This window comes from Massilia sp. CMS3.1 (genome assembly GCF_051262535.1).
In the GTDB taxonomy this organism is placed as follows: Bacteria; Pseudomonadota; Gammaproteobacteria; order Burkholderiales; family Burkholderiaceae_D; genus Telluria.
On sequence record NZ_JBIMES010000041.1, the window covers coordinates 1 to 8,279 of the forward strand.

An 8,279-nucleotide genomic window follows, 5' to 3' on the forward strand; every position below is an offset into this window, starting at 1 on the left:
TCGTCGTCCGAAATGAGTCGGTTGCTAACGGAGTAGATGAATTTAAAAAAATTTTTAAAGAACCTGAAGAAATCCGTAGACGACCGGTCTGATTTGTTTTATGATGGACTCATGGCTAAAGCACTCACAACTGATACTTCTGACACCCGTAGCAATATTGTCGCGGTCGGGCAACGGATCATGGCCGGAAAGGGTTTCTCGGCCGTGGGGCTCAACGAAATCCTCGTAGCGGCTGGAGTTCCGAAGGGATCGTTTTATCATTATTTCGGCTCGAAGGACGCGTTTGGTGAAGCCCTGCTGGCAAAGTACTTCGAGGATTACCTGGCCGGGATGGACGTCACGCTCCGCCAGCCGAATCTGACAATGGCTGAGCGGATAGTGAACTACTTCCATGAATGGCGCTCGAACCAGTCTTTCGAAGACTGCGAGGGCAAATGCCTGGCCGTCAAGCTTGGGGCTGAAGTGGCCGACCTGTCTGAGTCGATGCGTCTGACTTTGAAACAAGGCACATCGGGCATTGTGGCCCGCCTGGCCGGCGCTATCGAGGAAGGCGTCGCTGACGGATCGATCATGCCAGAGGGCAATGCGAAGCAAATAGCAGAAAGCCTGTATCAGCTCTGGCTCGGCGCCAGTATCATGGTCAAGATTGCGCGCGATACCTCACCGTTTGACGCTGCCATGACTACCACAGAGTATATGCTTCACCTAGCCCGCTAAGCAGGACAAAGACCGAACGCTTCCCCCGGAGCGTTTTTTTCGAAACACTTAGTATACGACTGGTCTACTAAAAACACCACTAAGGAGCTTTACCATGAATATTCTGATCGTACTGACCTCGCATGACACTCTCGGCAACACAGGCCGCAAGACCGGTTTCTGGCTCGAAGAGCTGGCTGCCCCTTATTACGCACTGAAAGAAGCCGGCGCGAAGATCGTGCTGGCCTCGCCCGCAGGTGGACAGCCGCCGCTTGATCCGAAAAGTAACGAACCAGGTTTCCAAACCGACGAGACCTGCCGCTTCGAAGCCGATTCGGCCGCAAAAGAGCAGCTCGCCAATACCGTGCGCTTGGACAGCGTCTCGCAAGCGGACTTCGACGCCGTGTTTTATCCAGGCGGCCACGGCCCACTGTGGGACCTTGCCGAAGACAAGAACTCGATCGCGCTGATTGAATCGTTCATCGCCGCGAACAAGCCAGTGGCGCTGGTGTGTCATGCACCTGGCGTGCTGCGCCACGTCAAGAACGCTGACGGTACCCCGTTGGTTCAGGGTAAGCAGGTGACCGGCTTCACCAACACCGAAGAAGCCGCCGTCGAACTGACCGACATCGTGCCGTTTCTAGTGGAAGATGAACTCAAAGCGAAAGGCGGCATCTTCTCGCGCACCGACGACTGGGGTTCGTATGTCGTTGCCGATGGTCTGTTAATCACCGGGCAGAATCCAAGCTCCTCGGCGGCCACAGCCGCCAAGCTGCTGGACACCTTCTCCCGCGCCGCCTGAGAGGACCATCGTGTCGAATCATCCTGCCCTGTTCGCGCCGCTGTATTTAGGCGGCAATCAGCTGAAGAACCGCATCGTGCTGCCGCCGCTTACGCGCCAGCGCGCTGGACAACCGGGCGACGTGGCCACCGACCTGATGGCGCAGTACTACCGTCAGCGCGCCGGCGCGGGCCTGATCATTACCGAAGGCACGCAGATCGATGCACGTGGAAAAGGTTATGCGTGGACGCCTGGTATTCACACGGCGTCCCAGATCGTCGGCTGGCGCAAGGTCACCGAGGCCGTGCACGCCGAGGGTGGCGTGATCTACGCCCAGCTATGGCATGTGGGCCGTGTCTCGCATCATGACCTGCAGCCCGGCGGAAGCGCGCCAGTCGCGCCATCGGCGATCCAGGCCCGTAACGTCAAGGCCTTTATCGAAACTGGTCCCGGTGCTGGCAAGCTGGTTGAGCCGCCAGTGCCGCGCGCGCTGAGCGTTGCAGAGATCGGCGAGATTGTTGGACTGTACGTGCAGGCGGCCCGCAACGCCTTAAAGGCCGGTTTCGATGGGGTAGAGATTCACGCCGCAAATGGCTATCTGGTCAACCAGTTCATCTCGGCCCACGCCAACCACCGTACCGACGAATATGGCGGCTCGCTGTCGAACCGGCTGCGCTTCCTGGACGAGATTGTGCAGGCAGTAGGCGCGGTTGTGGGACCCGAGCAGCTCGGCGTGCGTTTCACGCCTCTGTTTTCGAGCACCGATGAAGACCGCGTCTATATCGGTCTGGTCGAGGATGATCCGCATACGACCTACCTGGAAGCCATCGCCTTGCTCGAACGCGCCGGTGTCGGTTACCTGTCGATTGCGGAAGCTGACTGGGAAAACGCGCCCGACTTGCCGCCGACATTTCGCCGTGCTGTGCGCGAGGCCTTCAGCGGAAAAATCCTGTACGCGGGCCGCTACACAGCCGAGAAAGGCGCACGGTTGATCAATGCGGGCCTGGCGGACCTGATCGCCTTCGGCCGGCCGTTCATCGCTAATCCGGATCTGCCACAGCGCATTGCCAATGGCTGGCCGCTCAATGCGCTCGACCCGAGCACGCTGTACGGCGGCGCCGAAGTCGGTTTGACCGACTACCCCACGTACTTATCCAGTATTGAAGGAGAAGCAGCATGAACCAGGGCATTCAAGGAAAGGTCATCCTGATCACGGGTGGCGGCACGGGTATCGGCGCCGAAGCAGCGCGGCAGCTGGCTGAACGCGGCGCTAAGGTGGCGATTGCCGCACGCCGCAAGGACAAGCTCGATGGCGTGGTCTCCCAGGTCACCGCTGCTGGCGGTTCTGCTCGCGCCTATCAGCTCGACGTCACCAACAAGCGCCAGGTCGAGGCAGTGGTCGCCGCCGTCGTCGCCGACTTTGGCCGGATCGATGTCGTGGTCAATAACGCCGGCCTAATGCCAATCCGTCCAATGGCCGAGGTGAATACCGACGAATGGGACGCGATGATCGACGTGAACATCAAGGGGACGCTATACGGCATCGCTGCTTCCCTGCCGCGCTTCTTGGCGCAGGGCAGCGGTCACGTCATCAACCTCAGTTCCGTCGCCGGTCTAAAGGTCTTCGCGCCCGGCGGCACGGTGTACTCGGGCACGAAATTCGCCGTGCGCGCCATCTCGGAAGGCTTGCGCCACGAAGTCGGTGCCGCGATACGGGTTACCTCGATCGAGCCGGGCGCCGTCGAAAGCGACCTGAAACACAGTACTTCGGGCGGCGCCACCGAAGCTGTCCTCGACTTCTACCGCCAAGCTATCCCGGCTGCCTCGGTAGCGCGAGCGATCGCCTTTGCGATAGAGCAGCCACACGATGTCGACATCAACGAAATTGTCCTACGCCCAACAGCGCAGGAATTCTGAGGCTGCATGGGCAGCCATTCATCATCACCTAACAGGAGATTGATCATGCGTGATAACACCAATACCCTCGATCCGGCAAGTCTGTTCGCCGGTCCTTATTTCCTGAGCATCGCCGGCAAACTGGTCGCCGCCGAGGCGACTTTCGACGTCGCCAATCCGGCCACTGGCCAGACCCTTGCCCAAGCGCCCGCCGCGACGGCGGGGCAGCTCGACGAGGCCATTGCCGCGGCCAAGAAAGCGTTTAAAGGCTGGTCGCGACTTGAGCACGCCGAGCGTAAGGCGTACCTGATCGCCTATGCCGACGCGCTGCAGGAGCACCGCGACGAGCTGGCCCGTCTGCTCACGCTCGAACAGGGCAAGCCGCTGCGCACCATGGCTGAACCGGAAGTCGACCAGTCGATCTCGTGGATCCGCCAGATCGCCGACCGCCCGATTCCGGTCGAGATCATCGAAGAAACCGACAGCCACATCGTTGAGTTGCACCATACCCCGCTGGGCGTGGTCGGCGCCATTACGCCATGGAACTTCCCGGTGCTGCTGGCCCTGTGGAAGGTCGCCCCGGCTCTTATTACCGGCAATACCATGGTGATCAAGCCTTCGCCCTTTACCCCATTGACTTCACTGCGCTTCGGCCAGATCGCGCAATCGGTGCTGCCGCCGGGCGTGCTGTCGGTGGTCTCGGGCGGCAATGAACTGGGCCCGCAAATGACAGCGCATCCGGACATTGCCAAGATCAGCTTTACTGGCTCGACCGAGACCGGCAAACACGTGATCCGCTCAGCCGCCGGTACAGTGAAGCGCCTGACGATGGAGATGGGCGGCAACGACGCGGCCATCGTGCTGCCGGACGCCGACTGGGAGTCGATCATCCCGCAACTGTACTGGGGTGCCATCGGAAACTCAGGCCAGTGGTGCGTGGGCATCAAGCGCCTGTACGTGCACCGCTCGTTCCAGCAGCAGTTCGTGAAGGCCTTCGTTGACTACGCCGTGCGCCAGAAAATGGGCGACGGCCTGGACCCTGAAGTGACTGTTGGCCCGGTGCAGAACAAGATGCAGTTCGAGAAGGTCAAGACCTTCCTGCATGACATCAAGGTCCAGGGTTACAAGATCGCCCTTGGCGGAGAGATCGACGAAAGCAGTCCCGGCTACTTCATTCCGGTGACCGTGATCGACAATCCGCCTGAGCAATCGATGATCGTTCAGGAAGAGCAGTTTGGTCCGATCGTACCGATCATCGCCTACGATGATGTCGACGACGTGATCGAACGCGCCAACGACAGCCCGTTCGGCCTTGGTGGTTCGGTGTGGGGGCGCGATACCAAAGCTGCTGTTGCGGTGGCCAACCGACTCGAGACCGGCATGGTCTGGGTCAACGAGATCCACACCCAGGGGGTGGACATTCCATTCGGTGGCCACAAGCAGTCCGGCCTCGGTACCGAGCATGGCGTAGAAGGCCGCCAGCTCTTCACTAATCCAAAGGCTGTCCTGATCCATAAGTAATTTGTCACGGCGGTCCGGCGTAGTCCGGACTGCCACTTCCTGGAACACCTTCCTATGACTACTTCCGCTAACGCACGCCCTGGTCTACCGACGAATGGGACGCGATGATCGACGTGAACATCAAGGGGACGCTATACGGCATCGCTGCTTCCCTGCCGCGCTTCTTGGCGCAGGGCAGCGGTCACGTCATCAACCTCAGTTCCGTCGCCGGTCTAAAGGTCTTCGCGCCCGGCGGCACGGTGTACTCGGGCACGAAATTCGCCGTGCGCGCCATCTCGGAAGGCTTGCGCCACGAAGTCGGTGCCGCGATACGGGTTACCTCGATCGAGCCGGGCGCCGTCGAAAGCGACCTGAAACACAGTACTTCGGGCGGCGCCACCGAAGCTGTCCTCGACTTCTACCGCCAAGCTATCCCGGCTGCCTCGGTAGCGCGAGCGATCGCCTTTGCGATAGAGCAGCCACACGATGTCGACATCAACGAAATTGTCCTACGCCCAACAGCGCAGGAATTCTGAGGCTGCATGGGCAGCCATTCATCATCACCTAACAGGAGATTGATCATGCGTGATAACACCAATACCCTCGATCCGGCAAGTCTGTTCGCCGGTCCTTATTTCCTGAGCATCGCCGGCAAACTGGTCGCCGCCGAGGCGACTTTCGACGTCGCCAATCCGGCCACTGGCCAGACCCTTGCCCAAGCGCCCGCCGCGACGGCGGGGCAGCTCGACGAGGCCATTGCCGCGGCCAAGAAAGCGTTTAAAGGCTGGTCGCGACTTGAGCACGCCGAGCGTAAGGCGTACCTGATCGCCTATGCCGACGCGCTGCAGGAGCACCGCGACGAGCTGGCCCGTCTGCTCACGCTCGAACAGGGCAAGCCGCTGCGCACCATGGCTGAACCGGAAGTCGACCAGTCGATCTCGTGGATCCGCCAGATCGCCGACCGCCCGATTCCGGTCGAGATCATCGAAGAAACCGACAGCCACATCGTTGAGTTGCACCATACCCCGCTGGGCGTGGTCGGCGCCATTACGCCATGGAACTTCCCGGTGCTGCTGGCCCTGTGGAAGGTCGCCCCGGCTCTTATTACCGGCAATACCATGGTGATCAAGCCTTCGCCCTTTACCCCATTGACTTCACTGCGCTTCGGCCAGATCGCGCAATCGGTGCTGCCGCCGGGCGTGCTGTCGGTGGTCTCGGGCGGCAATGAACTGGGCCCGCAAATGACAGCGCATCCGGACATTGCCAAGATCAGCTTTACTGGCTCGACCGAGACCGGCAAACACGTGATCCGCTCAGCCGCCGGTACAGTGAAGCGCCTGACGATGGAGATGGGCGGCAACGACGCGGCCATCGTGCTGCCGGACGCCGACTGGGAGTCGATCATCCCGCAACTGTACTGGGGTGCCATCGGAAACTCAGGCCAGTGGTGCGTGGGCATCAAGCGCCTGTACGTGCACCGCTCGTTCCAGCAGCAGTTCGTGAAGGCCTTCGTTGACTACGCCGTGCGCCAGAAAATGGGCGACGGCCTGGACCCTGAAGTGACTGTTGGCCCGGTGCAGAACAAGATGCAGTTCGAGAAGGTCAAGACCTTCCTGCATGACATCAAGGTCCAGGGTTACAAGATCGCCCTTGGCGGAGAGATCGACGAAAGCAGTCCCGGCTACTTCATTCCGGTGACCGTGATCGACAATCCGCCTGAGCAATCGATGATCGTTCAGGAAGAGCAGTTTGGTCCGATCGTACCGATCATCGCCTACGATGATGTCGACGACGTGATCGAACGCGCCAACGACAGCCCGTTCGGCCTTGGTGGTTCGGTGTGGGGGCGCGATACCAAAGCTGCTGTTGCGGTGGCCAACCGACTCGAGACCGGCATGGTCTGGGTCAACGAGATCCACACCCAGGGGGTGGACATTCCATTCGGTGGCCACAAGCAGTCCGGCCTCGGTACCGAGCATGGCATAGAAGGCCGCCAGCTCTTCACTAATCCAAAGGCTGTCCTGATCCATAAGTAATTTGTCACGGCGGTCCGGCGTAGTCCGGACTGCCACTTCCTGGAACGCCTTCCTATGACTACTTCCGCTAACGCACGCCCTGGTCTGCCCCTTCGGCCAGCCTTGCTTGCTGCCCCGCTAACGATGAGCGCGGCCATACTTTGTATTATGCTTGTAGCGCTGCAACTGCGGCCCGGAATTGTCTCTGCCGGTCCTCTGCTACCGTCGATCATCGACGAATTTGGCTTGAGTCACACCCAAGCCTCGCTACTGACCGCGATACCTACTCTCATGATGGGGCTGTTGGCACTGCCTGCACCGCGTCTCGAAGCGCGCTTCGGGCGTGACCGTGTCATCGTTGGCGCCTTGGCTCTACTTGTCATCGCCACCTCCATGCGAGCTTTTGCCGATAGCGCGCTCGTCCTGTTTCTCACCACTGCCGGCATCGGCGCGGGCGTCGCTGTCGCTGGCGTCCTGATCGCTAGCTTCGTCAAGGCGAGATTTCCAGGCCAGGCGGCAATTTTCATGAGCCTCTATGCTACTTCGCTCGCCTTTGGTAGTACGTTGTCGGCTGCCGCTACTGGCCCGATCGCCGTCGCCGCGGGCTGGCGCTATGCGGCGGGCGGCTGGGCACTTCCCGCAACGGTGGGCTTGCTAGCCTGGATCACTGTGGCAAGGCGTATGCCGGTACCCCATGCGCTCGCGCCCATCCGACCGCGCATACCTATGCCGTGGGCCAGCCGCACCGCGTGGCTGATCGCCATCTTCTTCGCCTGCAATAACTTTGTGTTTTACGCGTTCATCGCTTGGCTTGCGCCAATGCAGATTGAGGCGGGATACAGTGCCACCGACGCCGGCCTGGTGCTCGCTAGTTTCACAGTCGCTTTCATGTTGGCCAATCCGCTGTTCGGTTTCCTAAGCCGCAATCACGACCGGCGCGTGTCGCTGGCCGCCAGCGCAGGTATTGCGCTGCTCGGGATCGTGTTGATGCATTCCGCATTGTCCGCGTATATCGTCGCAGCAATTATTGCATTCGGCACCGGCGGTGCGTTCTCGCTAGCGATGATGCTGCCGCTGGACAATACGACGACACCGGAAGAGACCAGTAGCTGGAATGCGTTTGTCATGTTGGTCAGTTATACAATTGCCGCCGTCGGGCCGCTTGCCGTCGGCCAACTGCGCGATGCGAGCGGCGACTTCGGCTCGTCGGTGTGGATGATCATGGCGGTGAGTGGCGTGATGCTAGCAACAACGCCTTTCCTGCGGCCGCTCGGTCTCAAAACAGCCACCCAATTCAACCCTGCTCGTCGTCCCTAAGGGAAAGCCTTTTCAAAACGGCAGGCAGGCAGGCACGTTTGAGGAAAGCGACCCTCTTCTGTTAATTTCTACTT

At 60.4% G+C, this 8,279-nt stretch carries 7 protein-coding genes and 1 pseudogene; all 8 read left to right on the plus strand.

Translation table 11 applies throughout. The annotated features are described in order from the left end of the window. The first annotated feature begins 111 nt into the window (after positions 1-111). The 8 genes and pseudogenes from ACHAC9_RS24070 (at position 112) to ACHAC9_RS24105 (ending at position 8,205) form a co-directional block, all read left to right on the plus strand. The gene (locus ACHAC9_RS24070; RefSeq protein WP_435764292.1) at positions 112-717 is read left to right on the plus strand and encodes a TetR/AcrR family transcriptional regulator; all 606 of its coding nucleotides are present in this window, start codon (positions 112-114) and stop codon (positions 715-717) included. A gap of 94 nt (positions 718-811) precedes the next feature. Then, a complete protein-coding gene (locus ACHAC9_RS24075) occupies positions 812-1,498 on the plus strand; it encodes a type 1 glutamine amidotransferase domain-containing protein (RefSeq protein ID WP_435764280.1) in 687 nt (228 codons plus the stop codon). A gap of 10 nt (positions 1,499-1,508) precedes the next feature. Next, the gene (locus tag ACHAC9_RS24080) at positions 1,509-2,657 is read left to right on the plus strand and encodes an alkene reductase (RefSeq protein ID WP_435764282.1); all 1,149 of its coding nucleotides are present in this window, start codon (positions 1,509-1,511) and stop codon (positions 2,655-2,657) included. Continuing rightward, positions 2,654-3,394 (plus strand): SDR family oxidoreductase, encoded by a 741-nt coding sequence (locus ACHAC9_RS24085; protein ID WP_435764284.1) that lies wholly within the window; start codon positions 2,654-2,656, stop codon positions 3,392-3,394. Before ACHAC9_RS24080 ends, ACHAC9_RS24085 begins: the two co-directional genes overlap by 4 nt. Before the next feature lie 45 nt (positions 3,395-3,439). Further along, complete coding sequence (locus ACHAC9_RS24090; RefSeq protein WP_435764286.1) at positions 3,440-4,894, plus strand: aldehyde dehydrogenase family protein; 1,455 nt, start codon at positions 3,440-3,442, stop codon at positions 4,892-4,894. 86 nt (positions 4,895-4,980) lie between these two features. Further along, positions 4,981-5,409: pseudogene (locus ACHAC9_RS24095) on the plus strand (SDR family oxidoreductase); the annotation flags it as partial. A 45-nt stretch (positions 5,410-5,454) separates the two neighbouring features. After that, a complete protein-coding gene (locus ACHAC9_RS24100; protein ID WP_435764288.1) occupies positions 5,455-6,909 on the plus strand; it encodes an aldehyde dehydrogenase family protein in 1,455 nt (484 codons plus the stop codon). A gap of 147 nt (positions 6,910-7,056) precedes the next feature. Further along, positions 7,057-8,205 (plus strand): MFS transporter, encoded by a 1,149-nt coding sequence (locus ACHAC9_RS24105; RefSeq protein WP_435764290.1) that lies wholly within the window; start codon positions 7,057-7,059, stop codon positions 8,203-8,205. The last annotated feature ends 74 nt before the right edge of the window (positions 8,206-8,279 follow it).